The following is a 26,598-nucleotide window of genomic DNA, read 5'->3' as shown; positions in this document are numbered from 1 at the left end:
TCATGCCGCGCCTTTTTCAAAAGGAACCACATTTTGTTCGCGATACTTTTCTTCTAGCCCTTTAACTACGTCAATCGCGCTACGCACACCATCTTCATGGAAACCGTTGTACCAATAAGCGCCGCAGAACCATGTGCTCTGTTTACCTTGAACTTCATCTTTGCGCTGCTGCGCTGCTATCGACTCCGTAGTAAACACAGGATGATGATAAGTAAATGAGCGCAGAATCTTGTTTGGGTTGATTTGATTGGTGCTGTTCAACGTTACACAAAATGTATGTTCTGATTGAACGTGCTGAAGGATGTTCATATTGTAAGTTAGCGAAGGAAGACGTTGCTGCTCATCTTCGCTACCTTCCAATAGGTAGTTCCAAGATGCCCACGCCGCCTTGCGTTTTGGCAATAGACCGGTATCGGTATGAAGAACAACCTCATTAGCTTGATACGTCATATCCCCCAATATTTCCTGCTCAATTGGGCTGATATCCTCTAGCATTCGCATTGCTTGATCGCTGTGACAAGCGAAGATCACGTCATCAAACCAATGTGTTTCTCCGAGAACTTGAACGCCAACACCCTTTTCGTTGCGAATCACTTTTTCGACAGGGCTGTTTAGACGAATATTCTCGGCAAAACCTTTGGTCAATGGTGGAATGTAAGAACGTGAACCACCTTTAATCACATACCATTGTGGTCGGTTAGTCACATCCAACAGACCGTGATTGAGGAAGAAGCGCAAAAAGAACATGAGCGGGAACGCGCGCATATCCGCTAAAGTCGATGACCAAATCGCAGCGCCCATTGGAAGAATATAATTGTCAGAAAAGAATGCACTGAATTTGTGCTCATCAAGAAAAGCGCCAAGCGTTTGAGATTGCGTTGATGGATCGTTAGCAAAGCGCTTTGCAAGTTTATTAAAACGCAAGATCTCGAAAATAAAGCGATAGAACTTAGGGTTTGCCCAGTTACGTTTTTGAGCAAACAATGTCGACACGGTATGGCCGTTGTATTCTAGTCCGTTCCCATCGTTTCTGACACTGAAGCTCATTTGAGTCGGCAGACCTTCAACGCCAATCTCGTTCATCATTTTGATAAAGTTTGGGTACGTACGATCGTTATAAACGATAAACCCAGTGTCGATTGCATATTCTTTGCCATCAAGGCTGACATCAACGGTTGCAGTGTGGCCGCCAATGTAATCATTCGCTTCAAACAGCGTTACGTCATGTTCTTTATGCAAGTAATAGCCACAAGTAAGGCCAGAGATACCCGTTCCAACGATGGCGATTTTCTTTCTTCCTGCCGTGTTCATGCTTCTTCCTTCTTATGATACGAGTTTTTCGGTTAGCCGAGCTTGCCAGCTGTATGGAAGCAACGAGATAAAACGTAAAATTCCGGTAAATCTCGCTGGGAAATAAATATGGCTTTTGTTGGCATCCAATTGTTTTCGGATGGCAGCCGAGGCCTGATTAGCCGTAACAATCATCGGCATATCAAACGTGTTCTTATCTGTGAGTGGTGTTTCAACAAAGCCAGGAAACACCGTCACGACTTTGATGCCTTTCTTTTTCAGGTCGACGGCTAGTGTGCGGGCAAAATAGCTGACTGCCGCTTTGGACGCGCCATAGGCTTCTGCACGAGGTAATGCCACCTCTGATGCGATTGACCCGACAATTACAACGCGATGCCCACGTTCAAACTGTCCCTGACACGCTTCAACACAATTCGCCACACCTACAACGTTAACGTTCATGACACGCGCCATGAGTTTCGCATCCACTATGCCGTCGTCCATATATTCACAGTCGCCAGCGTTAAAGATCCAAGTTTCAGGAGTGAACGGCAGTTGTGAGAGCGCTTGAATCGTTTCATCGTACTGAGTCACATCGAAGCGTAATGTCGAGATGTTGGTCGACGCTGCTTCTAGCTCAGCCAACACCGCTTCGTTGCGGCCGCACGCAATCACTTTCCAACCTTCACCGGCGTAATCCAAAGCAAGCTGCTTACCAATGCCAGACGTCGCGCCAGTGATAAGAACTGAACCGCTCATTGTCCTAGCCTCTGCTTAATGGTTCTAACGACAGAGCCAAGTAGAGGAAGGTTTTCGTACAGCATCTCTCCTAAATCGAAATAGTCTCGATGGTAGATAACTTGCCCCTCACTGAACTTGAGATGAGAAACACCATTGACTGAAATCGGCGCGCCTTTCTGTAGTTTTGGGTGCTGTAAATCCATGGTCCAAGTAAGAAACCCTGTCTCGCCCACTTGTTGATGATCGTGAATGATAAAATCACAACGGATAACGTTGGTGTAGAGCGATTGAAAATAATCGGAAAGCGCAGGCCAGCCCTCTAGACGATGAGCAGCATCTTCAAAAACCACATCCTGGTGGTATACCCCTTCAAGCAAGTGCAAATTCGCTTTGCTCAGCTTTTGATATATGTTGCCAACTGAATGAATGTCCATTTCTATGCTCCTATACTACTTCAACAGTTGTACAAAATTATTATATGTACAAGATAGACCAATCATGAAAAGTTGTACAAAAATATTTTTGTATAACTTTGTTTCTGTAGAGTGATACGTGATGGAGTGCGGTAGCGATCAATAGATACAAAAAAAGGCTTGGTCAAAAAACCAAGCCTTTTCAGGAGATTAACTATTTATTTGCTGAATGATTAGTACTGTTGGCTACGTAGTGCCGCAATACGCTTATCTAGCGGTGGGTGGCTCATTAGAAGCTCAGTCATCGAACGCTTACCGTTGATACCAAACGCCATCATAGTGCCATCCAGTTGAGATTCGTGGCTCATCTTCAAACGCTCAAGCGCCGCGATCATCTTCTCTTTACCCACAAGATGCGCTGCGCCCGCGTCAGCGTGGAATTCGCGATGACGGCTGTACCACATAGTCAGGAAGCTAGCTAGGAAACCAAATACCAGTTCAAGCACCATAGACACACCGAAGTAAACCATCATGTTTGTACCTTGGCCTTCCTCATCGTCATTCGAAGCAACAATGTTAGCAATGAAACGAGATAGGAAGATAACGAAGGTATTCACGACACCTTGCATTAGCGTCATGGTCACCATATCACCGTTAGCGATGTGGCTAACCTCATGCGCAAGTACCGCTTCCGCTTCATCACGAGTCATGTTGTGCAAAAGACCGGTAGATACTGCAACTAGCGAATCATCACGCTTAGCACCGGTTGCAAATGCGTTGATGTCTGCCGCATCATAAATAGCGACGGTTGGCATACCGATGCCCGCTTGTTGAGCTTGGCGACCAACTGTTTCTAGAAGCCAATGTTCAGTTTCGTTACGTGGGCTCTCAATCACCATGCCGCCTACCGAGCGTAGTGCCATGCTCTTAGACATCATTAGCGAGATGAATGCGCCACCAAAACCAAACACTGCTGCCATCAGTAGTAGACCAGACAGGCTGCCTGGCTGCATTCCAGTTACAGCGTAAACAATATTCAGAACAACACTAAGCACTAGCACGACTGCTAGGTTAGTTGCTAGGAATAACATAATTCGCTTCATTACTTTTCTCCGAGGAAGCTTATCGTTTTTATAAAAACGGTTGTTATATGAAACAGAACTCTACGAGGCGATTTCGCTAGATTCAAGCTCCGTTGCGTTATAGATATAGTCTATCCGCGTTAAAAACAAGGTTAAGCAATAAATTGCAACATTTGTTTTCGAGACTGAAATAATACACACCTTTTTACACTCTTAAATCAGCACTTTAGACCGAGTATAGACTTTGGTCTTATTGTGCGACTATCTGTACGTGCTAGATTCGGGTTAGATGAACGAAACGGGGTTAGCTTTTAGGACAATTAAGCAGCTCCAAACTTCCATGTCTTGAGGGAAAAATCATGGTAGAAACTAACGACTATCAAATGGCTATCGATTTACTTTGTTGTCACCTAGGTATCTCAGAGGATGAGGCAAAACAACAGCTAGGTATTTCAACAGATGCTCAAATGTCAAAGCGAGTTGCAGAAACACAACAAGCGTTGATGGGGCTTAGCCAAGAGAAATAAACTAAGCGTCGAATCTTACGATTAGGCACAAAGGTTTACATGAGAAAAGGGCTGCATGATGCAGCCCTTTTTGTATTTTTGTTTGTCGGTTAATTATACGTTTAGCAACGGTTCGACATTGATGTATTTACCCAACTCTTTGCGCTTCGCACTTGGAATGTATGGGATCTCACCGAGTTTCGGCGCGTCTAGACGCTCTTCCAACATATCGATGATTTCCGCATAGTGCTCCGTACCTGGGTTAACGCGGTTTGCCACCCAACCTACGAGATTCAGACCATCCGCTTTGATGATCTCAGCAGTGAGCAATGCATGGCTCAAACAGCCCAGTTTAATACCGACAACCAGTACAACTGGCAACTGTTCTTGCTGCACCCAAGTCGACAAGCTGTCTGTGTCAGACACAGGTACACGCCAACCACCTGCACCTTCCACTAGAACAATGTCTGATTGCTCTTTGTGTTGAGCTAATTTTTCACTCAATACTTCGTATTTAATTTCTACATGTTCATGCTTTGCGGCGATGTGAGGAGAAGCAGGCAATTCCAAAGCGTATGGGTTTACATCGTCGTACGCGATATCGAGCGTTGCCGCTTTTTGCAGATGCAATGCATCCGAATTGCGCCAACCTTCAGCCGTCTTATCGCTTCCTGCTGCCACTGGTTTGTAACCAATGGTGTTAAGCCCTTTCGCACCGAGTGCTTGCAAAATAGCTTTAGACGCTACCGTTTTTCCTACATCAGTATCCGTACCAGCAATAAAAAATGCATCAATCATTTAACTATGACTCCAAAACAAACCTGATAACTTGCAGGTAGAAGACCTTGATCGTTTCTAAATGCTTGGTACGCGCGCTCAACTTGCAATAAAGTGCGACGGCTCGTCAGGCCATGTGAGCGCCCGCTTACGTGATTTGCACCAATGCCTTTGAGATCACGCATGACAGAAAACGCTGAATCGTACCAAACTGTGATGGGGGTCAAGTCTAGATGATGGTTGTGGCACCAAGATTGCGCTAACGCAATTTTTACCTGATTGTGGGTAATAAAGTTATTCACGTGTTGATATGTATCAATTTTTGACCAAGCCTGGCGTAACTCATAAAGCGAACCATCAACCAGCGTTGAGAAACACGCCTTTCCACCGGGTTTTAGTACACGGCGCGCTTCTCTGAGTGGGTAACTTAAATCTGTACACCATTGCAGCGCTAGGCTTGAAAACACGTAATCAAAGCTCTCATCGTCAAATGGTAAGTTTTCAGCATCAGCAATTTGGTAATGCATTCGTACAACACCACAACGCAACTCTGCTTTGTCTAACATGGCTTGAGAGATATCACCGCAGACGACTTCTGCACCACGTTGCTGAAGCAGTTGGGAGAAATAACCCGTGCCACACCCTAAATCTAATATACGTTTTCCCGTCAAATTTTCAGGAAGTTTATCAAGCAAGCGATGTCCAACATCACGCTGAAAAGCTGCGTGTTTGTCGTACGTTTCTGCTGCTTTACCAAACGAAGAGGCAATCGCTTCTTTGTCTTGGTAAAAGCTCTCCAATGTCATATTTTCTGCATTATCCATTACAGCGCTCCTAATGCTTGCTTCAATGCCATTGAAAGCGTTTTAACTTGTTCGTTGGTGTGATTGGCAGTGAGTGTGATTCGAAGACGAGACGTCCCTTTAGGCACCGTCGGGGGGCGAATAGCTGTCACCCAAATGCCGTTCTGGCGACAAGCGCTCGCAACTTGTAAAGCCAGTTCAGATTCACCAATCACAAACGGCTTAATCGAAGTCTGAGTCTCAATAAAGCCCTCTAGATCGCTTAGGCAGTCTCGATACACTTCACTTAACTCTGTGAGCTTTTCACGTCGCCAAGACTGCTCTTGAACCATAGAAACCGCATGCGTTAGCGCGTAGGCTTGTGCCGGAGGCATCGCTGTGGAATACACATGGTGACGAGCAAACTGAGTCAAAAAGTCTCCCGTTGCGTGGTCACATAAAATAGCCGCGCCAGACATACCAAACGCTTTGCCGAAAGTAACGATCAGTATCTCAGGTTTAACCTTTGCTAACTCGCAAGAACCGCCACCGGATTGACCAAGAACGCCAATACCATGAGCGTCATCGACAGCAAACCAAGCATCATGACTGCGAGTGACTTCAGCTATATCGCTGAGCGGCGCGCAGTCACCGTCCATGCTGAATACCCCTTCAGTCACAACTAGATGGTTGCCTTCACTATTCAACAGCGATTTTAGGTGCTCGATGTCGTTATGTTTAAAGCGCTTCATTTTAGCTGGTGACAACGCCCCTGCTTCTATCAACGACGCATGATTCAAACGGTCTTGGATCAATACGTCTGACTTTTCTAACAAGGTGAACAACAAGGCTTGATTAGCACTGAATCCAGAACCAAAAAGAATTGCTCTGTCGTAACCCAGCCATTCGGTCAGTGCGGCTTCTAAATTGCTGTGTGCGGCACTAAAGCCAGTGACCATTGGCGATGCTCCACTGCCACTGCCGTATACGCTTAAACCTTGCTGCCAAGCCCGAACAAGCGCTTGGTCATTGGCCAATCCTAAGTAATCATTACTTGAGAAATTAATGTAGCGTCTACCTTCGTGTTCCAAAACGGACTGGTTACCGGCAAACACCACATTCATAGAACGATTCAACCCTTGCGTTTTACGCTCAGCAAGGGCGGACTCGATACGAGATTTAAACGCTGGCATCGTAGAAAAGGTCGTCTTTTGTCGGGCGAGCAGCAACGCGCTCTACGACGCGATCCAGCAACTCGTTTTCTTCGATTTCATCAGGTTTTTGAGACACCTCTTGGCTGTTAATGCCGAGCTTGTTGAACAGCATCATGTCTTTGTCTTCTGAAGGGTTTGGCGTGGTCAGAAGCTTGCAGCCGTAGAAGACGGAGTTTGCACCCGCCATAAAACACAACGCTTGCATTTGTTCGTTCATATTTTCACGGCCAGCGGATAAACGAACGGCTGATTGAGGCATCATGATTCGTGCAATCGCAATCAGGCGAATGAAATCGAATGGCTCAACATCATCCACTTCTTCTAACGGTGTACCCTTCACCTTCACGAGCATGTTGATTGGAACGCTTTCAGGGTGTACCGGTAAGTTAGCCAATTCAACCAACAAACCAGCTCGGTCGTTAGCACTTTCCCCCATGCCGATGATGCCACCGGAACAGATCTTCATGCCAGCGTCACGTACGTGAGACAAAGTGTCTAAACGATCTTGGTAAGTACGTGTGGTAATGATGTTGCCGTAAAATTCAGGAGAAGTATCTAGGTTGTGGTTGTAGTAATCCAGACCTGCGGTTGCCAGTTGCTTTGCTTGATCTGGTGTCAACATGCCTAATGTCATACACGTTTCTAAACCCATGCCCTTCACGCCTTTGATCATGTCGGTCAAATGCGGCATGTCACGCTCTTTCGGGTTTTTCCATGCGGCGCCCATACAGAATCGAGTAGAACCAGCATTTTTGGCTTTTTGCGCAGCATCGAGTACGCGTTCTACTTCCATCAGACGCTCTTTTTCGATGTCTGTGGTGTAACGAGCACTCTGAGGACAGTACTTACAATCTTCTGGACAAGCACCTGTCTTAATCGACAGAAGCGTGCTTACTTGAACATGGTTGGTTTGTTGATATTGACGATGTACAAGCTGCGCTTCGAATAGGAGATCCATGAATGGTTTTTCCATGAGATCGCGCACTTCAGCATGCGTCCAGTTATGACGAACTTCCACGTGTATTCCTTTAGTCACTTTTGTTGTTGTGTTGACAGTCTACTGAGTCTCGATAAACTGTCAACACAACACAAAAGAACAAAGTTTACATCTGTTTATTTTTTAATCTTAATTATTATTGGAATCGCACATGGATCTCGCCTTCGACCGCCAGCATATCTGGCATCCTTATACTTCGACATTGACACCTCTGACCTGCTACCCAGTGGCATCGGCAAATGGTGTTCACATTAAATTGGAAGACGGTACTGAGCTTATCGATGGCATGTCTTCTTGGTGGTCGACGATCCACGGCTACAACCATCCACACTTAAATCAAGCCGCTCACCAGCAAATCGATCAGGTCTCTCACGTGATGTTTGGCGGGATTACCCACCAGCCAGCAATCAGTTTGTGTAAGAAGTTGCTATCCCTAGCCCCAAGTAATCTTGAGCATGTATTCCTTGCCGATTCAGGCTCCGTTGCCGTAGAAGTCAGCTTAAAAATGGCGCTGCAATATTGGCATGCAAAAGGCGAACGCCGACCAAAGTTTCTTACTTTGCGACACGGTTATCACGGCGATACGTTTGCGGCGATGTCGGTTACCGATCCCGATAACTCAATGCACTCTCTCTACAAAGGCTTTTTGCCTGAGCATATCTTTGCGAAGTCACCAACTTGTGGTTATTGGGATGAATGGAAGCCAGAAGACCTCACCGACTTCGAGCACAAGATTGAGACGCACCATAAAGAACTTGCTGCGGTGATCCTAGAGCCTATCGTTCAAGGCGCAGGCGGCATGCGTATCTACCATCCAGAGTTTCTCAAAGGCGTGCGTAGGCTTTGCGACAAATTCGGCTTGTTATTGATTGCAGATGAGATCGCAACCGGATTTGGGCGCACCGGTAAATTGTTTGCCTGCGAACATGCAGACATTCAGCCTGATATTTTGTGTGTCGGGAAAGCACTCACTGGCGGCTACATAACCCTCTCTGCAACTCTGGCGAGCAAACACGTTGCGGATACCGTTTGTGGCGGTGATGCAGGTTGTTTTATGCATGGCCCAACGTTTATGGGTAACCCACTTGCCTGTGCTGTTGCCACTGCAAGTTTGGAATTGATTGAGCAAGGTAACTGGCAACAGCAAACCCAACAAATCGAAGCGTTGTTTTCTGAGTTACTACCAAAACTTGAAAAATACGACTTGGTGAAAAACACCCGTTGGTTGGGTGCCATTGGCGTAGTGGAGACGCATCGCCCTGTGAATATGGAAGCCATCCAAGGCTTATTTGTTGAACACGGAGTTTGGATTCGTCCATTTGGTAAACTGATTTATATGATGCCGCCGTTCATCAGCAAGCCAGAAGATATTGAAAAGTTAGTGAATGCGATTGATGCTGCGTTACAACGTAAAGACTGCTTCGCTTCATAATCCAATTCAATACAAAAACGGTTTGAGTATGAGACTCAAACCGTCTCGTTATTTATTAGAGCAGTAAAGCTATCGAAGTTGACTGTCTTTACTCGCTCGTCGATTGAACAATGCTTGGCGTTGAGATACCGATTCGATTGTTGACTGACATTCGATACACAAACGAACGCCTTTCATTGCAAGACGACGCGCTTCTGGAATCTCATCACCACACTCATCGCAGTAATGGGCGCTCTCACCCTTTGTGATACTGCCACGAACACGGGAAATCTCGTCGTCTATTGTGTTTTGAATTTGTTGGCTGACGCTATCGTCGTTTGCCCACCCTACGGCCATAAGCCCTCCTCGTTACTTGAATGAGAAAATCTACTTACCGTGGTAAGGTGGATGATTATATCGATTACAAATAACAAGATAATTAGGGTAAATTCGAAAACACTATTACGCTTTGGTAATAATTACTTTGCAATCGATTATTCGGCACTCTCATGGAAAAGCGATGCAAGGTTACTCATACTCCCTTCCTCACATTCAAAGTTCTGCGTTTGCTCAGCCTCTCTCAAAGTAACACTGAGTATCTTCTCTACCTCACCAAACTCCTCGCTAAAGTACTCACTGACTAATATGACGAGCTCACCAATACTAAATTCCAGTGACTTCTCATCTACCAACGCTCGATGGTAATGTTTGATACGATAATCTTGAGGTTTAATGCGCAGTAAAACTGGGCTTTGATTCACAGTGAACTTATTAAAGATAAGCCCACCTTTGCCTTGCTCTATCGAAATACTAAAATTCATAGCTTGGTTTACTGAACATTCAAAGACTTTTCTGGGCGAGGTGCTAGCAACGGCAAACGTGCTCATCATGGCAACACTTAAGCCCCAAGTGGCCACCAATCGTTTCATTACCATTCAGCCAACACTTTAAATAGCGCCTGTTCAGACATACGGGTTAATACATAGCCGTGTGAAGAAGAATACGAGCCACTGAGTACACTATTCTCTTTCTCAATAACGATATCCTCGATGCCGTCAGCGTTGTAATCACCTTTTGCTACAATCGTAATGACTTGAAAGCCATCGGTCGCGTCGAAGTACTCTGCTCTCACTTCACTGGAGACATGAGTTCTTTGGATATGGTCTGCTTCATCCCACGTTGATAGTGTCTTTGCTTTCTCTGCACTTTCGTTAGAAATAACAAAAGCAAGCGCACTTGGAGCCAAACTAGGAAAGCTATCATCTAACTTAAATTTCGATATATATGAGCGCTTAGAGGCGGTTAACTTTGCCATCTCACTCCATGTTTGGCACTGAGTTAAATACGCCTTAAACGTGCCGTATTCATAAGCTTTAGCCGCAGTAAAGCCCGCAGAGTTTGCAGTAGCTAAGTCTTTGCAATTTGACACCGATTCCGTATCGCCAGACGCATTTGCCAACTTAAGCTCGTATCCCCAGTCGAGTGAATTACGCAGCTGCATATTTTCTTTGGAAGCTTGCGCTATTTCGCGCGCAAAAAAGCGATCGGTTCGCTCACTATCTAAGTATTGAGGCCGAATAAGTTCACTTGCGATAACACTCTCACTAACGAGTAAGGTAAGCGCAAAAGTGACGAGAAATGAAAGATGATTTACTGGCATAACGTTTAACAACAAGGGCAGATGAAGCCATTAGCTTGTCACGTGAAATACCGCTTAGAAAAATATCATTTATCTCGTACTGCCAGATTCTGGGCGAGCTCGTCACTAATGCGTGTGCTAATTACATAACAACGTATTTTCGCTCGACGCAGATAACAAAAAACCCAGCACTAAGGCTGGGTTTTGGTGTTCTAGTGGTTAATGAATTAACCGATGTGCGTTGCGCCCGCCATGTACTTCTGAAGTACTGTAGGGATTGCAATGCGGCCGTCTGCTTCTTGGTTGTTTTCTAGGATAGCAACCATTGTACGACCTACAGCTAGACCAGAACCGTTTAGCGTGTGTACAAGCTCAGGTTTCTTCTCGCCTTTACGACGGAAACGCGCTTGCATACGACGAGCTTGGAAATCCCACATGTTAGAACATGAAGAGATCTCACGGTAAGTTTCTTGAGCAGGAACCCAAACTTCTAGGTCGTAAGTCTTACGAGCGCCGAAGCCCATGTCACCTGTACATAGAACCACTTTACGGTAAGGAAGCTCTAGAAGTTGTAGAACTTTCTCAGCATGACCTGTTAGCTCTTCTAGTGCGTTCATTGAATCTTCAGGCTTAGTGATTTGTACTAGCTCAACTTTGTCGAACTGGTGCATACGAATCAGACCACGAGTATCACGACCGTAAGAACCTGCTTCTGAACGGAAACATGGCGTGTGAGCCGTCATCTTAATTGGTAGATCCGCTTCGTCAGAAATCGTGTCACGAACTAGGTTCGTTACAGGCACTTCTGCAGTAGGGATTAGAGACAGTTTACGTGGCTCTTCGTCGTTTACTTTTTCTACTAGCGGCTCAGTGTGGAAAAGATCTTTACCGAACTTAGGAAGCTGACCAGTACCGAATAGGCTGTCAGAGTTTACTAGGTAAGGTACGTACATTTCTGTGTAGCCGTGCTCTTCAGTGTGAAGATCTAGCATGAACTGAGCGATTGCACGGTGTAGGCGAGCGAATTGGCCTTTCATCACGATGAAACGTGCGCCAGTGATCTTAACAGCACTTGCGAAGTCTAGACCGTCACCCATTTCGCCTAGGTCAACGTGATCTTTCAATTCGAAGTCGTAAGACTTTGGCTCACCCCAACGAGAGATTTCTACGTTGTCGTTTTCATCTTTGCCATCTGGCACTTCATCTGCTGGGATGTTTGGTACAGAAAGCGTGAATTCGTCTAGTTGAGCCATTACTTGCTCAAGTTCAACTTTCTTCGCATCAAGATCGCTACCTAGAGTACCGATTTGTTTCTTGATTTCTTCTGCGCCTTCTTTGTCGCCAGCCGCCATTTTTTGGCCGATTTGCTTGGAGATGGAGTTACGCGTGGATTGTAAATTTTCTACTTCTACTTGAATGGACTTACGTTGTTCTTCAAGTTTACGAATAGTATCTACGTCTAGCTTAAAGCCACGACGCGCCAGTTTAGCAGCTGTTTCATCCAGCTCTGTACGAAGTAATTTAGAATCCAGCATTGTTAATCCTATGCTTTTTGTTGTGAAATCACGCGCACTTTCCAAGCGTACGCGTTAAAAAAATTTACTGAACAAATGTATCCAAAAACGCCTACTTTTCATAGCGCTTTTGTGGGCTATTTGCGTCTAAAGTAGCCAAGTAATCTAACTTTTCGCCGATTTTGGTCTCTAGACCACGATTTGTCGGCTGATAGTACCTACGATCGCCCATTTCAGGTGGCAAATATTGCTCACCCGCAGCGTAAGCGCCAGGCTCATCGTGAGCATAACGATACTCTGCACCGTAACCCATGTCTTTCATCAAACTGGTTGGTGCATTTCGAAGGTGATGCGGCACTTCATATTCAGGTAAGTTATGAGCGTCTGTGAGCGCTTGTTTCCACGCCACGTAAACAGCATTACTTTTCGGCGCACACGCTAAGTACACGATCGCCTGTGCAATCGCACGTTCACCTTCTGCTGGACCAACTCGGGTAAAGCAATCCCAAGCAGACAGTGCCACTTGCATTGCGCGAGGGTCAGCATTACCTACATCTTCAGAAGCGATCGCCAATAAGCGTCGAGCAATATACAAAGGGTCACAACCAGCAGCAATCATACGCGCAGACCAATACAGCGCAGCATCCGGGTTTGAGCCACGAATTGATTTGTGAACCGCAGAGATTAAGTCGTACCAGATGTCACCTTTGTTATCGAAGCGAGAGACCTTCTCCCCTGCTACTTCCGCAAGCAACTTAAGCGTGATCTCTTTTTCACCCTGCGCATTGTCTTCTGCCATGTCGTAGAGCAGCTCAAGATAATTGAGAGACATACGAGCATCACCGTTTACCAGTTCTGCTAGGCGGTCTAATACGTTATCAGCGAAGTGTGCTGGCGTATTACCCAGCCCACGTTCTTTATCGCTAATTGCTTGGTTTAACGCCAACGAGATTTCATCTTTGTCGAGAGACGTTAGCTTGTACACACGTGCACGTGACAGTAATGCGTTGTTTAGCTCAAACGATGGGTTTTCTGTCGTCGCTCCAATAAAGGTAACTGTGCCATCTTCAATATGCGGCAAAAACGCGTCTTGCTGAGATTTGTTGAAGCGATGCACCTCATCCACAAATAAGATGGTGCGGCGACCCGCCATTTTGTTCTCACGTGCTTTCTCAATTGCTGCACGAATTTCCTTCACACCAGACGTCACGGCAGACACGCGCTCAACTTCAGCATTGGCATAGTTTGCAGCCACTTCTGCTAATGTCGTTTTGCCTGTGCCTGGTGGTCCCCAAAGGATCATCGAGTGAATGTGACCCGCCTCTAGCGCACGGCGCAGTGGCTTACCGGGACCTAAAATGTGCTGCTGTCCGATGTATTGTTCGATCGTTTCCGGTCTCATACGAGCAGCAAGGGGACGAAAATCTTCGTCCCCCGAGAAATCTAATGTGTAATTGCTCACTACCAATTAATTCCTTTGGTCATCCACTTCCACACCTTTTGGAATTGTGAATGTGAATCTGTCTGCTTTTGGTTTACCCAGCTTCACGTTGTTAAAGGTGAACAAACCTTTTTGACCGTCTTGTTCAACCACATTGAAACCTTTCACCACACCTTTAGCATCAATATTAATCTGGAATTGACCTTGTGTGGAGTCTACTGCAGTAGGAATGAGGATGAACTCATCACCTTTTTGGGAAATCTTGTAGTTATCCCAATCACTTGCGCGATTACGCGTTAGCAAAACAAATGGCGTTTGCTCTGTTGCTTGTTCTTGCCAGTAGATACTCACTTGCTCGATGAATGGGCTGTAGTACCACAATGTTTTACCGTCAGAAACCAGAAGGTTTTCATCTGGGAATGTTGTGCTCCAACGGAACAGGCTTGGGCGAGCGATTTCAACTGTGCCTTCTCCTTCCATCACCGTTTCGCCTTCTGGGCTGATAACTTGCTGAGAGAAATCCGCACTGAAGCCATCATTCATAGAAAGGCGTTTGTTTAGTTCATCTTTGGGAGACGCGGCGTGTGCAGTAGAGAAGAGAGAAAAGCTTAAAACAAGCGCAGAGAAAAGTTTCGCTGAAAATAGTTTTTTCATTCAGATACCTATTGTTAGAACCACTCACCTCAGTTGGACTGAGGTGAGTAACACAAGTTCATTAATCTTTTGGTGGCGCAGGAGCCAGTACTTCACGGTTACCGTTATGACCCGGAGCACTTACGATGCCTTGCGCTTCAAGCTGCTCTACAATACGAGCCGCTCGGTTATAGCCAATCTTGAATCGACGCTGTACACCGGAAACTGAACCACGACGCGATTGCACTACGTGCTCTACGACTTGATCGAACAGTGGATCCACTTCTTCATCCGATTCCATCTGTTCACCCGGAAGCAGACTTTCTGGACCTTGGTCACCACTGATGATCTCATCGATGTAGTTTGGCTTACCACGTGCTTTCCAGTTGTTCACAACAGCGTGAACATCATCATCCGATGCAAACGCACCGTGAACACGGATCGTATGGCTTGAACCTGGTGGTAAGTAAAGCATATCACCCATACCCAATAGCGATTCTGCACCGCCTTGGTCAAGGATAGTACGTGAGTCGGTCTTAGTTGATACGGTGAACGCCACACGTGTTGGGATGTTCGCTTTAATCAGACCAGTAATAACGTCAACCGATGGGCGCTGTGTCGCAAGGATCAAGTGAATACCTGCCGCACGCGCTTTTTGCGCCAAGCGAGCAATCAGTTCTTCAACCTTCTTACCTACCACCATCATTAGGTCGGCAAATTCATCGACAACCACAACGATGTAAGGCAGTTTCTCTAGCAACGGCGGCTCAGTATCCATGCTGTCGCCTTCTTGCCAGAACGGGTCGTGAATTGGGTGACCAGCATCTGCTGCCATCTTCAACTTCTCGTTAAAGCCTTTCACGTTACGTACGCCCAATGCAGACATCAGTTTGTAACGACGTTCCATCTCGCCCACACACCAACGTAGTGCGTTAGACGCGTCTTTCATATCTGTTACTACTTCAGAAAGTAGATGAGGAATACCTTCGTAGATTGAAAGCTCCAACATTTTCGGGTCGATCATGATGAAACGCAGATCTTCTGGCGATGCTTTGTAAAGCATACTCAAGATCATCACGTTAACACCCACAGACTTACCAGAACCGGTTGTACCTGCTACCAGTACGTGAGGCATTTTCGCGATATCTGCAATCACCGCTTCACCCGCGATATCTTGACCAAGAACAACCGTTGTTGGTGACGTTGCTTGTTCAAACTGAGGGCTACTGATTACATCAGACAAGAATACCGTTTGGCGGCTCATATTAGGCAGCTCTAGACCCACATAAGGTTTGCCCGGAATCACTTCTACAACACGTACCGCCATTGCAGACAACGCACGTGCCAAGTCCATAGACAAGCCAGAAATGCGGCTTACTTTCACGCCCGGCGCCAAATCAAGCTCAAATCGAGTGATAACAGGGCCTGGGTAAATACCGACTACGTCTGCTTTGATCTTGTAATCCGCAAGTTTGGTTTCAACTAAACGTGCCACCTCTTCCAGTGCATCACGGTCGATAAAGTTATCGCGCTTCTCTGGGTGGTAAAGCAATTCTAGTGTTGGCAATGGCTCTTCTGGTACTGGCAAGTTTTGCTCTTGCTGTACCAAGAATGGGTTCTGCTGAGCAGCCACTTTCGCTTGAGCATTCGATACCAAGTTTTGGAATGCAGCCACATCTTGATCGCCGTCTTGAACCTCTTCTACCTCGACTTCTTGAGGTGCAGGTTCAAAGGTAGCGGAAGGTGCAGGCGTCACCGGTTGAGGTTGAACTGCAACAGGCTGATGAACAGGTTGCTCTTGAACAGGCGGTTGCTGAACTGGCTCTTGTGGCTGCATCGCTTGTTGCTGCGGCTCAGCATAAGCCGGTTGAGCTTGTTGAGCTGGCTGCTGCACCGGGTAATCATCTTCGTCATCCAATACATCGAAGTTCGAAATCGTTGGCTCGATGTGCTGGCTTGGCTCTGTTTGTTCAGCAATGTTATCCAATGCAGAAGAGCTAATCACAGGTTCTTCGTGTAAAGGTTGCTCTGTGGTTGGCTGTTCGATTGGCGCGTGAACTGGCGCTGGTTCTTGATTAACTTGCGCTTGTTGAGCCTGCTCTGCTTCAAACTTAGCATACTCATCGTAGCTTGGTGCGTTATCGAACGGTTCAGAGACGGTTGGTTCTGGTGTCACAAACGGTTCTTGTGGCGCTTGTTGATGCTCGGCTTGCTGTGGAACAAATTCCTGAGAAACAGACTGTGGAACTTCAGGCTGAGTTTGAATAGGTGCAACTTGCGTTTCTTGAACCTGTGGTTCTTCATCTGCCCAATCGTCAGCTTGTTGTGCAGCCGCTTCTAGCTCTTCAATCGTTACGTTCAATTGTTTAGTACGTTCAACGAATGGGTCCACATTATCTGTGCTCACCGCACGCACTGGCTCAACAGTTTGAGCTTGTTCTTGAACCTGAGACTGGATTTGAGGCTGCACAGGCGCGGCATTTACAACTGCAGGCTGCGGCGTTGGCTGAACGTTAGCTTGCGCTGCTTGCTGATGTCTCGGTTTATCTGCAGTCGATTGTTCTACTGCCGATTGTGGCATGTAGATTGGGTATTCGTGTGTTGGTGTTTCTTGTTTCGGCTCTTCGACATCATAAGCAGTAAGATGAGGCATAGGCTCGTCTTCCGTGTCATCTGAACCACGTTTGCTCGTTACACGATCTTCAGCAAACTCGTCTAATTGCGGCTCTAGAGTTTCATGTTCAGTGCCACGTGCTTTATTTGTTAACGCTGCAATAACGCCTAGTGCACGATCGCCCAACCACTCAACAATGTTAAGCCAAGAAATACCAGTAAATAGTGTGAAGCCTGCCCCCCATAGGAAAAGAAGTACAAGCGTTGTGCCCAGCACATTTAATGTAGGCAGAGACAAGCTCGTCAGTACGTCACCAACGACGCCACCAGACGAGAAATACCAAATGTCGTCAAAGTTGATATCAGCAAGACCACAACTGGTAAGAATAAGGATAACTAAACCAAGTAGACGAGTGCCCCACAACATGAGGTCGATAGGGTCCTCTTCAGAACGCTTGCGACAAATCACCCATGCACCTGCAGTTAACAGGAAGGGTAATGGATACGCGAGGGAACCAAAGGTAAAGAATAGTGTGTCGGCTAACCAAGCGCCGAACAGGCCACCAGCGTTATCGATCTCACCGCCCCATGCAGTTTGGGACCAAGATGGATCGGCAGGGCTAAAGGTAAATAATGCAACGGCTAGCAATATCGAGCTAAGAACGCCAACGATAAAGCAGCACTCTTTTAAGCGTTGGAAGCCATTTAATCGTGAAGACTGAGGCTCTTCACTGGTTTTGATGATGGTTTCGACTTTCTTTGCGTTCTCTTTGAACATAAATCAACTTGAATATGGAAATGAATTAGGAATAAGCAAAACATTCCGAGCGGCACAAAGCCGCTCGGTAAATTGATTTAACCATATCAAAGAGAAAAACCCAATTACTCTATCGAGAAAGCGGAAGCATTTACCGCTTTCTTTGCAAGAATTTAACGAGTTTTAATCACAAGCTGGTTAGTTTGCTTCACTTCTTCCATAACTACGTAGGTACGAGTGTCGTTCACGCCTGGAAGACGCAGTAACGTATCACCTAGTAGTCGACGGTAAGCACCCATGTCTGATACACGAGTCTTTAGAAGATAGTCGAAATCACCTGATACTAGATGACACTCTTGGATGTCGTCTAGTTTTTGAACAGCCGCATTGAACTGTTCGAATACATCAGGCGCACCACGGTTAAGCGTAATTTCTACGAATACCAACAGTGATGCATCTAGGAACTGCGGGTTTAATAACGCAGTGTACCCAGTGATATAACCTTGACGCTCTAAGCGACGCACACGCTCCAAACACGGCGTTGGAGAAAGTCCTACACGTTTTGAAAGTTCAACGTTCGAAATACGACCGTCTTTCTGCAGTTCATTAAGAATGTTGCGGTCGATACGGTCTAGTTCCTTGGACGGCTTCTTATAGTTGTCTGCCATTTTTTATTCCACCTTATTACTTCCTTGCAAAAAAATATACTACAACTTTTTAATATTTGGTGCCAAATATTACAAATCAACATCTATACTAGATATTAATTCGACAATAACACCCTACAAACAGTTAATACAACCATTTTAGAAAGAGGACACAGGATGATCATTGGCGTACCTAAGGAAATCAAAAACCACGAATACCGTGTGGGTATGATCCCAGCTAGCGTGAGAGAACTTATCTCACATGGTCACCAAGTTTTGGTTGAGACCAATGCAGGTGCCGGCATTGGTTTTTCAGACGATGATTACATCGCTGTAGGCGCATCCATTCTTCCTACTGCTACAGACGTTTTTGCGAAAGCAGATATGATTGTAAAAGTAAAAGAACCCCAAGCTGTCGAGAGAGCAATGCTCCGCGAAGGGCAGATTTTATTTACTTATTTACACCTAGCACCAGATTTTCCACAAACTGAAGAGCTAATCAAGAGCAAAGCTGTCTGTATAGCGTATGAGACTGTAACAGATAATATGGGTCGTTTGCCACTGTTAGCACCAATGTCAGAAGTGGCAGGTCGGATGTCTATTCAAGCAGGTGCGCAAACGTTGGAAAAATCACACGGCGGTCGCGGTCTACTACTAGGTGGCGTACCTGGTGTTGAGCCAGCGAAAGTTGTTGTAGTCGGCGGTGGTGTCGTTGGCGCGAACGCAGCTCGTATGGCTGTAGGTCTTCGTGCGGACGTAACAATCCTTGACCGTAATGTAGATACACTGCGTAAACTAGACGAAGAATTCCAAGGTCGCGCTAAAGTGGTTTATTCTACTGAAGACGCTATCGAGAAGCATGTTCTAGAAGCAGACCTAGTGATCGGTGCGGTTCTAATCCCTGGTGCTGCAGCACCTAAATTGGTAACAAAAGAGCACATTGCTAAGATGAAGCCAGGCGCGGCGGTGGTTGACGTTGCTATCGACCAAGGTGGCTGTTTCGAAACTTCTCACGCGACAACGCACGCAGAACCAACATACATCGTTGACGAAGTGGTTCACTACTGTGTTGCAAACATGCCTGGTGCTGTTGCTCGTACTTCAACATTTGCACTGAACAACGCAACGCTTCCATACATCGTGAAGCTTGCAAACAAAGGCTACCGTGAAGCACTTCTAGAAGACAATGGCTTCCTTGAAGGTCTAAACGTTATCCACGGCAAAGTGACTTGCAAAGAAGTTGCTGAGAGCTTTGACCTAGAATACGTTGAACCAGCGCAAGCAATCGCAATGTTCAACTAATGACAAAATAACGCATAAATTGTCACGTTTTGTTTACAAAAGCCCACTCTAAAGTGGGCTTTTTTGCATAGAGCATTTAATTATAAAACAGATCTAAATCTTATAAGCACAAATTAAAATGTTTCGAGGTGTGACTGATTTAGCGCAAAACTCTGCCAATCTAACACGGTAACCACGTTCTTCAAGATAAAGTGCTTTGTCTAAAGCAAGCCAAATCTCCAACGGTCGTTGAAATACCAATTGAACCAGACTCAAACGCTCCATTTGCCAAAAGCGCTGTTCGCTTAACTTTTCAAAATGGTCGAAGTCGATTTCTTGCGAAAGAGCGATACCCTTCTGCTCCGCTGCCCAGCGACATAACGATTCAAAACCATCACTTAATTGCGACTTACGGATACTCGGCACAGGTACATACTCGTCCATTCCCAAAACTTGTCGCGTGATCAAATCAAAACCAAGACGGAATACCATTTCCTGCTGACGGTGGCGTCGAACACGTTCACCACCAGTAACTGTTTGCTGCAGCGGAATACGCAGTTCTTGCTTAGACAATGAGAGAGAAGAAGCCCTGCCCTGTGCCGACATCGGCTGATATTGCTCAGACTGAATCAAATGGTAGCAGCAAGGCGAGATTGTCATCGCGGCAATACCGTTTTCACTGCCGTATTGCATCAAGCGAACATGAAGATCACCGCAGGCATGGAGTGCAACTGCGTGTTGAGTTGGCTTAAATACGGCTTTCGCTTTGCTATCGAACGCGTCGCCTTGAATAAACGTCATCTTCCAATGATGCTCATTGGCTGCTTGTTGCCCCGAATCGCACAACGCTTGTTGGTATTCAAAACTGGTGACAGGCTGATCGGTTTGCGTTGTCAGGATTCGCCCTAAATAACCTTTGCCTGAGCACCACTCTAACCATTCGTCACCATGATGAAGCTGAATCGCCGCTTCACCCATCGAACTAATTTGCTCTAACTTACGACCGGGAATGCCGTTATCTAAACCACGAACGAGCTCCAAGCCTTTTAAAGCTAGCGGTTCTAAGCGAGTGAGTTCTGAAAGTTGTTCAAGTTCAGGCAAAAACGGACTAAGTGCTTTTAAGGCAAGTTCCGGTTCCGCTTTGTATTCTTCAATCTGAGAGGGAGAAAGAGACGCTAACCACTGGCACAACTGAGGGTGTTGCTCTTGCCAAGGTAATGATGCGTGAATGCTGCTTTTAAAAGGCTCGAACCGCCACAAAGATTGGTTTTCGATCAAGCAGTCATTAATAAATTGAAATTGCGTTTTCATAGCTCCCCCTACAACGAGCGCATTGTAGAGGGAATCGAAACATCAATGAAGTGTTATCTGACCGGAAGCTCGATGTCTTTAAACATCTCTTCAATTTCGGTGTTTGATTTAAGCGAGATCGCTTGCTCCACAACCGGACGAGTTAAATGCGGTGCAAAACGCTCCATAAAGTCGAACATGTAAGAGCGGAGGAAAGTACCACGACGGAAGCCAATGCTCGTTGTGCTCGCGCCAAACAAATGGCTTGCATCAATCGCAACCAAATCGCTGTCTTGCTCTTCATCAACTGCCATGCTCGCAATCACACCAACACCAATACCCATACGAACGTAAGTTTTAATCACGTCGGCATCCGTTGCAGTAAACACAACGCGCGGTGTTAAACCTTCACGGTTAAATGCGGTGTCCAACTCAGAACGGCCTGTAAAGCCGAATACATAAGTTACTAGCGGGTAAGCGGCTAAATCGTGGATAGTTACACGGTCTTTCTTCGCTAATGGGTGATCTTTTGGTACCACGATAGAGCGATTCCAGTGGTAACAAGGCAGCATGATGGCATCTTGGTATAAATGAAGTGCTTCTGTCGCAATCGCGAAGTTTGCCGTACCTTTGGCAATCGCTTCAGACATTTGAGAAGGCGTACCTTGGTGCATGTGCAGCGATACTTTCGGGTAACGTGCCGTAAAGCCTTTGATCACGTCAGGAAGTGCGTAACGTGCTTGGGTGTGAGTGGTAGAAATGTTCAGTGTGCCCATTTCAGGGTGAGTATGCTCCCCTGCCACGGCCTTGATGCTTTCAACACGCGCTAGAATCTCTTGAGAAATTCGCACGATCTCTTCACCGGCGGGTGTCACCTGCGTTAAGTGCTTACCACTTCGTTCGAAGATCTGAATACCCAGTTCATCTTCCAATAGACGGACTTGTTTACTGATGCCCGGCTGAGAAGTGTATAGGCTTTCTGCTGTCGCAGACACATTCAGATTATGGTTCACAACCTCAACAATGTACTTCAGTTGTTGCAGTTTCATCGTAATCCCTTACTCATTGATTGAGATAATAACGTCATACTTATCTAGTCTACTCGCCCGAGTAGATATAATGATTAGTTATAACGTGTTAGCAACTAAATGAACAGTAATTTCTAACTTATAGCTCAAGCTCATAGCGAATTACTCACCTTCTCTAAATATGCATGGAGTTGAATCTTCAAAATTCACTTTTTTAAACAGCTCACCGCATTCTTTACTTAAATCCACAGGAAAATGTGTTTGGAGCAAAATAATCAAATAAATAGGGTGCCGAGAAAGATAAGATTCATGTATTCTTGAACGCTGGACACAGAAAAATAACAAGTAGTAGAAGCAAAAATATGAATATGCCTTTAATAATTGCTTTGGTTGCCATCCTACTGGTATTGATCCTTGGCTATAACATCATGTTGCAGTACAAGGTAAAAGTAGAGACCGCGAAAAGACAGGAATCTGCTCGCTATGTGGCACTGATTGACGGTACTGAAGAGCTCATCGGGCACGCTCATCATATTCCTTTCAGCAAGGACTTACTGCTGTGTCTTAATAACCGTATTCTTGATGCACTTGAAAGCATGCGCGACCTTGATCCAAAGAACAAGCAGCTCGTGCAGCGCATCGAAAACATGAAGCAGCAAATTGCTCAATTGAATGAGAGCAGCGCAAACGGTGAAAGCACCACATTCAAGATGCCAAGCAGCGATAAACAAGCCATTGTAATGTTAAAGCTCGTGAAACGTCTTCGTGATGCGGTTCGTAACGAGCACAACAAAGGCCGTTTAGATACGCAAACTTACGTAACAGAAAACGCGCGTCTTGAAACGATGCAAATTCGCATCAACATCGAGAACGTGATTAAGCGTGCGAATGACTCTATTGCTCGTGGTCAACCGGGAACCGCTCTGCAACTGCTTCGTAAAGGCATTGATGCGTTAAGCACCAAAAACGATGCTTACTCTATTCAAGCAAAACAAAAGCTCGAAGAAATGCTTGGTGACTTGGATAAGAAGCGCCAAGACAAGAATGAAGCAGAAATGCAGCAAATTGCCGACAAAGAACGCGACAGTGATATGGATGCGCTCTTCGGCGAGAAGAAAAAGTGGTAAACTCCGCTTAAGCTTTCCGCCCTATCCGATTAAAGGCTGCGTTTGCAGCCTTTTTTGTGTCTTCTTGATTGAATAGACATTGGCCGGATAAACCAAAATTGAATGTAAAGTACCAAAAATTAAAATGATTAATCTCGACGCCTATCAGGACCTTCTTGCTCCAATTAACCAGTTCTTGCAATGCAGCACCCCAGATGAATGGGTTGAGGAAGCAAAGAAGCCTGAAAACCTTCCAACCATTTTATTAGACCACCTACTGTGCGAACTCAAAGCGGGTCAGTCGGCAATGTTCCTGATCCGTAAATACGCAGTAGACCAAGCAAGCTCACATGCCCTACTCGATTGGTTCAAACCATACGAGGACTTTGCCTACCGTAAGACCGGCTCACTAGAGACGCTTAAAGGCAAAAGCAACATTTCAAAAGCCATCATTGCTAAATCAGATTCGCCGTACAGCCAAGATCTGATCGACAAGATGGTTCTGCTGATCAAAGAAGAGTTGCACCACTTCTACCAAGTGCTAGAAATCATGGAAAGCCGTGGCGTGGAATACAAAAACATTCCAGCAAGCCGCTATGCAAAAACGCTGATTTCGAACATGAAAACACATGAGCCAGAAACCTTGATTGATAAGCTCATCATTGGTGCCTACATAGAGGCTCGCTCATGTGAACGTTTTGCGAAACTGGCTCCGCACATGGACGAAGACATCGCGAAGTTCTATGTTTCTCTACTTCGATCAGAGGCTCGTCATTACCAAGACTACCTAGTCCTTGCAGAACAAATCGCGGGTAAAGACATTAGCGAGCGCGTTGCAGAGTTTGGACGCATCGAAGCTGAACTAATTTCAACGCCAGACGAAGACTTCAAATTCCACAGTGGTATTCCTGCTTAAATCTAATCGCCTTAAGCAAGAAGCAAGAAGCAAGAAGCAAGACAGCCTAATCACTCGGTTTTCTCTTGGTGCTTAAAGTCGATAATAAAAAAATCCCACAGTAGCGATACTGTGGGATTTTTCATAGAGAGTCGATAATTGTGGTTAGCTTTTCGCGTTAGCTAACTTTGGGCTTTTAGGCCCTCGTGCTGCGTTCACCAATAGAACACCCACCGAGAGAACAATCGCACCACACAAGATAAACAGTAGTCGACCTGATGGTTCGTTTGGAATCAGAGCCATCGCTAGGATACCGAAGCCCGCTACGCTGATAAGCTTACCAAGCATGCCACGCTGTTTTGTATCTAGGTTCTGCTGCTCTTCGCTGTCAGCCACAAGTGGCGTGTTCCAGTTCTCGAACAATTGAGCCACTTCTTTCTCACGTTCAGGTGATAGACCTTTGTAGAAACGTGTTGTCAGTAGGAAGAAACCACCAGTAAAGACAACGTGTGCCGCTAAGCTCAAGCCAACTTTCAGGTCTGCCCATTCACGTCCTGTAAACGCTTGTTCTAGACCAAATAGGCGCTCTACGTCTTCTGCTTGTAGTGAGATACCGAAGATGTAAGAAACAAAGCCCCCAACAACCAGTGTTGCCCAACCAGCCCAGTCCGGCGTCTTACGAATCCACATACCAAGTAGTACAGGAATCAGCATTGGGAAGCCAATCAATGCGCCCACGTTCAGTACGATATCGAACAAGCTCAAGTGACGTAGTGAGTTAATGAATAGACCGATACCAATGATGATGAAGCCCATCACGATAGTCGTTGCTTTACTCACGATAACCAGCTCTTTTTGCGACGCTTGTGGACGTACAATCGGGCTGTAGAAGTTCATCACAAAGATACCCGCGTTACGGTTAAGACCAGAGTCCATTGAAGACATGGTCGCCGCAAACATTGCTGACATCAGAAGACCCACCATACCTGCTGGCATTACGTTTTGTACGAATGCTAGGTAAGCTGCATCACCACCTACTGAGCCGTATTGCTCTGCGAAATCAGGCATAAATGCCGCAACGTACCAAGGTGGTAGGAACCAAATGATAGGACCAACAATCATCAGCACACATGCAAGACCTGCTGCTTTACGTGCGTTTTCACTGTCTTTTGCACACAGGTAGCGGTAAGCGTTGATGCTGTTGTTCATTACACCGAACTGTTTAACAAAGATGAACACTACCCAAAGGATAAAGATACTGACGTAGTTCAGGTTGTTACCCAGCATGAAGTCGCCGTGGAAGTTCGACACGATGTTGCCAATACCGCCACCGTGGAAGTATGCCGCCACCGCACAAGTGATCGTCACTGCCATGATAACCAACATCTGCATAAAGTCAGATGCAACAACCGCCCAAGAGCCGCCTGTTACCGCCATTAGCATTAGCACTAAACCCGTAACGATGATGGTCGCTTCCATAGGAATGTTGAAGACCGCTGCCACGAAAATCGCAAGACCATTCAACCAAATACCGGCTGAGATCAAGCTGTCTGGCATACCAGCCCAAGTGAAGAACTGCTCTGAAGTCTTACCAAAACGTTGACGAATTGCTTCAATCGCCGTCACTACACGTAGCTGGCGGAACTTTGGAGCAAAGTAGAGGTAGTTCATGAAGTAGCCAAATGCGTTGGCTAAGAATAGGATTACAACAACGAAACCGTCATTGAACGCGCGTCCTGCGGCACCTGTAAACGTCCATGCTGAAAATTGCGTCATGAAGGCGGTAGCACCTACCATCCACCATAACATCTTACCGCCCCCTCGGAAGTAGTCACTGGTTGAGGTAGTGAACTTACGGAACATCCAACCAATTGCAACTAAGAAGAAGAAGTAGGCAAGAACAACAAGAGTATCAATAGTCATTTTTTCAGCCTTTCAAGTTTGATCATTTTCTAACTCCTAGACTACTCTGTTCATTATTTTATTTGTACTACAATAAGCTTTAATTGTGATCTGGAACATAAGTTATTTCATTGAAAAATTGGCGAGAAATCCTTTGTTTTATTGGGCTATTGGCATTCTAAGTCAGATTATCCGCCACTCAACAATCAACTATATTGTAATACAAATAATCTATTGCAAATTCATTAAAGTATGGAATATTTTTCTTCTTCACGCTTTGTCTGAAGATCAAAAATGCGTGGTATTTCTTTGAGCGAAACGTAATGAGATGTTTCGAAGGAATTGGATAGAAAGTGGGATTTAGATGAATGTAACAAGCAAGATCTCCGACTCGCTCCTTCGTCGCTCTCTAAGATGACGCATGGAAAGTTCAGCGCTTTCCACTTCCAGCTCTCAAACCTCATGCTTAACCTCTCAGCTTTTCCCCTACTCCTTCCCGTCATTTCCTAGAAGGAGAAACGACTGAGTAGGAAATCTCTTTTACCACCAAATATCAGCTCGTTACCTGAATAGGTCTAAACCACTATCGAAGTTCCTTTGCCCGCTCAACTTTCTGGGCTCTCCGGCTCGCTTCTTCGT

The 26,598-nt window shown here is 45.8% G+C and carries 24 protein-coding genes; 5 read left to right on the top strand and 19 right to left on the bottom strand.

Annotated features, from left to right (window positions below; genetic code table 11):
• From VCHENC03_RS14620 to htpX, 4 genes are all read right to left on the bottom strand, one after another.
• Window positions 1-1,311 carry an NAD(P)/FAD-dependent oxidoreductase gene (locus VCHENC03_RS14620; protein WP_009705747.1) on the bottom strand — a complete coding sequence of 437 codons (1,311 nt, stop codon included), beginning with the start codon at window positions 1,309-1,311 and terminating at the stop codon, window positions 1-3.
• Window positions 1,312-1,323: 12 nt separating this feature from the next.
• Window positions 1,324-2,049, bottom strand: coding sequence for an SDR family oxidoreductase (locus VCHENC03_RS14625; RefSeq protein ID WP_009705746.1), 726 nt, complete (start codon window positions 2,047-2,049; stop codon window positions 1,324-1,326).
• A complete protein-coding gene (locus tag VCHENC03_RS14630; protein WP_005437198.1) occupies window positions 2,046-2,465 on the bottom strand; it encodes a nuclear transport factor 2 family protein in 420 nt (139 codons plus the stop codon). The genes VCHENC03_RS14625 and VCHENC03_RS14630 overlap by 4 nt, the downstream gene beginning before the upstream one ends.
• A 212-nt stretch (window positions 2,466-2,677) precedes the next feature.
• On the bottom strand, window positions 2,678-3,547 hold the full coding sequence (gene htpX / locus VCHENC03_RS14635; RefSeq protein ID WP_009705745.1) for a protease HtpX: 870 nt from the start codon (window positions 3,545-3,547) through the stop codon (window positions 2,678-2,680).
• 338 nt (window positions 3,548-3,885) lie between these two features.
• On the opposite strand from htpX, the gene VCHENC03_RS27380 reads away from it, so the two are divergent.
• Window positions 3,886-4,053: a hypothetical protein gene (locus VCHENC03_RS27380; RefSeq protein ID WP_005450789.1), complete on the top strand. Its 168-nt coding sequence runs from the start codon at window positions 3,886-3,888 to the stop codon at window positions 4,051-4,053.
• Window positions 4,054-4,146: 93 nt separating this feature from the next.
• Here the strand turns inward: VCHENC03_RS27380 and bioD are convergent, their stop codons facing one another.
• From bioD to bioB, 4 genes are read right to left on the bottom strand one after another with little or no spacing between them, the layout of a single operon-like run.
• Window positions 4,147-4,830, bottom strand: coding sequence for a dethiobiotin synthase (gene bioD / locus VCHENC03_RS14640; protein WP_009698190.1), 684 nt, complete (start codon window positions 4,828-4,830; stop codon window positions 4,147-4,149).
• Window positions 4,827-5,633: a malonyl-ACP O-methyltransferase BioC gene (gene bioC / locus VCHENC03_RS14645; RefSeq protein ID WP_009705744.1), complete on the bottom strand. Its 807-nt coding sequence runs from the start codon at window positions 5,631-5,633 to the stop codon at window positions 4,827-4,829. Before bioC ends, bioD begins: the two co-directional genes overlap by 4 nt.
• On the bottom strand, window positions 5,633-6,784 hold the full coding sequence (bioF, locus tag VCHENC03_RS14650; protein ID WP_009705743.1) for an 8-amino-7-oxononanoate synthase: 1,152 nt from the start codon (window positions 6,782-6,784) through the stop codon (window positions 5,633-5,635). Before bioF ends, bioC begins: the two co-directional genes overlap by 1 nt.
• Window positions 6,771-7,823, bottom strand: a complete 1,053-nt coding sequence (gene bioB, locus VCHENC03_RS14655) for a biotin synthase BioB (RefSeq protein WP_005378222.1) — start codon at window positions 7,821-7,823, stop codon at window positions 6,771-6,773. The genes bioF and bioB overlap by 14 nt, the downstream gene beginning before the upstream one ends.
• Window positions 7,824-7,953: 130 nt before the next feature.
• On the opposite strand from bioB, the gene bioA reads away from it, so the two are divergent.
• Window positions 7,954-9,234, top strand: a complete 1,281-nt coding sequence (gene bioA, locus VCHENC03_RS14660) for an adenosylmethionine--8-amino-7-oxononanoate transaminase (protein WP_009705742.1) — start codon at window positions 7,954-7,956, stop codon at window positions 9,232-9,234.
• Between the two features lie 69 nt (window positions 9,235-9,303).
• Here the strand turns inward: bioA and VCHENC03_RS14665 are convergent, their stop codons facing one another.
• The 8 genes from VCHENC03_RS14665 to lrp all read right to left on the bottom strand — a co-directional run bounded on the left by VCHENC03_RS14665 (window position 9,304) and on the right by lrp (window position 18,478).
• Complete coding sequence (locus VCHENC03_RS14665; protein ID WP_009705741.1) at window positions 9,304-9,570, bottom strand: DksA/TraR family C4-type zinc finger protein; 267 nt, start codon at window positions 9,568-9,570, stop codon at window positions 9,304-9,306.
• Window positions 9,571-9,707: 137 nt separating this feature from the next.
• Complete coding sequence (locus tag VCHENC03_RS14670) at window positions 9,708-10,148, bottom strand: hypothetical protein (protein WP_009705740.1); 441 nt, start codon at window positions 10,146-10,148, stop codon at window positions 9,708-9,710.
• Window positions 10,142-10,714, bottom strand: coding sequence for a hypothetical protein (locus VCHENC03_RS0125735; protein ID WP_009705739.1), 573 nt, complete (start codon window positions 10,712-10,714; stop codon window positions 10,142-10,144). The genes VCHENC03_RS14670 and VCHENC03_RS0125735 overlap by 7 nt, the downstream gene beginning before the upstream one ends.
• A gap of 365 nt (window positions 10,715-11,079) precedes the next feature.
• Window positions 11,080-12,387 carry a serine--tRNA ligase gene (gene serS, locus VCHENC03_RS14675; RefSeq protein WP_005437179.1) on the bottom strand — a complete coding sequence of 436 codons (1,308 nt, stop codon included), beginning with the start codon at window positions 12,385-12,387 and terminating at the stop codon, window positions 11,080-11,082.
• 91 nt (window positions 12,388-12,478) lie between these two features.
• Window positions 12,479-13,834 carry a replication-associated recombination protein A gene (locus VCHENC03_RS14680; protein ID WP_020196990.1) on the bottom strand — a complete coding sequence of 452 codons (1,356 nt, stop codon included), beginning with the start codon at window positions 13,832-13,834 and terminating at the stop codon, window positions 12,479-12,481.
• Window positions 13,835-14,461: an outer membrane lipoprotein chaperone LolA gene (lolA, locus tag VCHENC03_RS14685; RefSeq protein ID WP_009705737.1), complete on the bottom strand. Its 627-nt coding sequence runs from the start codon at window positions 14,459-14,461 to the stop codon at window positions 13,835-13,837.
• Window positions 14,462-14,522: 61 nt separating this feature from the next.
• Window positions 14,523-17,831, bottom strand: a complete 3,309-nt coding sequence (locus VCHENC03_RS14690) for a DNA translocase FtsK (RefSeq protein WP_009705736.1) — start codon at window positions 17,829-17,831, stop codon at window positions 14,523-14,525.
• Window positions 17,832-17,983: 152 nt separating this feature from the next.
• Window positions 17,984-18,478: a leucine-responsive transcriptional regulator Lrp gene (gene lrp / locus VCHENC03_RS14695; protein WP_005437169.1), complete on the bottom strand. Its 495-nt coding sequence runs from the start codon at window positions 18,476-18,478 to the stop codon at window positions 17,984-17,986.
• A gap of 156 nt (window positions 18,479-18,634) precedes the next feature.
• Here lrp and ald point away from each other — a divergent pair, with 156 nt between their 5' ends.
• Window positions 18,635-19,759, top strand: a complete 1,125-nt coding sequence (ald, locus tag VCHENC03_RS14700) for an alanine dehydrogenase (protein WP_005437167.1) — start codon at window positions 18,635-18,637, stop codon at window positions 19,757-19,759.
• 93 nt (window positions 19,760-19,852) lie between these two features.
• On the opposite strand, the gene VCHENC03_RS14705 is transcribed toward ald, so the two are convergent.
• Window positions 19,853-21,049, bottom strand: coding sequence for a methyltransferase (locus VCHENC03_RS14705; RefSeq protein WP_009705735.1), 1,197 nt, complete (start codon window positions 21,047-21,049; stop codon window positions 19,853-19,855).
• 53 nt (window positions 21,050-21,102) lie between these two features.
• On the bottom strand, window positions 21,103-22,077 hold the full coding sequence (gene cysB / locus VCHENC03_RS14710; protein ID WP_009705734.1) for an HTH-type transcriptional regulator CysB: 975 nt from the start codon (window positions 22,075-22,077) through the stop codon (window positions 21,103-21,105).
• Window positions 22,078-22,418: 341 nt separating this feature from the next.
• Here cysB and VCHENC03_RS14715 point away from each other — a divergent pair, with 341 nt between their 5' ends.
• Together VCHENC03_RS14715 and miaE are read left to right on the top strand one after the other, a co-directional pair.
• Window positions 22,419-23,183, top strand: coding sequence for a hypothetical protein (locus tag VCHENC03_RS14715; RefSeq protein WP_009705733.1), 765 nt, complete (start codon window positions 22,419-22,421; stop codon window positions 23,181-23,183).
• 124 nt (window positions 23,184-23,307) lie between these two features.
• The gene (gene miaE, locus VCHENC03_RS14720; protein ID WP_005437159.1) at window positions 23,308-24,078 is read left to right on the top strand and encodes a tRNA isopentenyl-2-thiomethyl-A-37 hydroxylase MiaE; all 771 of its coding nucleotides are present in this window, start codon (window positions 23,308-23,310) and stop codon (window positions 24,076-24,078) included.
• Window positions 24,079-24,222: 144 nt separating this feature from the next.
• Here the strand turns inward: miaE and VCHENC03_RS14725 are convergent, their stop codons facing one another.
• Window positions 24,223-25,980 carry a sodium:solute symporter family protein gene (locus VCHENC03_RS14725; RefSeq protein WP_005437156.1) on the bottom strand — a complete coding sequence of 586 codons (1,758 nt, stop codon included), beginning with the start codon at window positions 25,978-25,980 and terminating at the stop codon, window positions 24,223-24,225.
• Window positions 25,981-26,598: the final 618 nt, after the last annotated feature.

The organism is Vibrio sp. HENC-03 (assembly GCF_000305755.2).
GTDB classification, from domain to species: domain Bacteria; phylum Pseudomonadota; class Gammaproteobacteria; order Enterobacterales; family Vibrionaceae; genus Vibrio; species Vibrio owensii.
This window is presented reverse-complemented; position numbering and strand designations above follow the sequence as displayed.